Annotated in this window: 1 protein-coding gene; it reads left to right on the top strand. The window is 50.6% G+C overall.

What is annotated here, in order from left to right; genetic code table 11:
* A partial coding sequence (locus AC1RPU_RS08065) for a hypothetical protein (protein WP_481769653.1) occupies positions 1 to 283 on the top strand: 283 nt, incomplete at its 5' end.
* Between the last annotated feature and the right edge of the window lie 59 nt (positions 284 to 342).

Raw genomic sequence — 342 nt, 5'->3', positions numbered from 1 at the left:
CGGGCAAAGGCACAATGATCATCAGCCCTCACGTCGGAACCGAGCTTACCCAAATTTTCACGGAGCAATGATGGACCTGCTAATAGCATTGGCGTTCAATCTGCTACTCATGCTCGCTATGGCAGTTGGCGGTTGGGTTGTGGCGTGGTTTGCCACACGAAAAGATACCGAACTTGTAGGGGCTGCACCGAAGGCTATTGCTGGGTTTATGGCAGGCGCTGTGGCAGTTTGTGTTCTTGGCATGATCCTCAAGGACTGCATGCGCGCAAAGGGAGTTTTGTAATGGCTGAAGAATCTGATCTCGAACTATTCTTGTCCGACATCAAAGAAGACCCTAACTAC

Source organism: Dellaglioa sp. CoH-55-MRSF-7 (assembly GCF_056782235.1).
The sequence above is the reverse complement of the archived record's forward strand: the minus strand, read 5'-3'. Positions and strand labels throughout refer to the sequence as shown.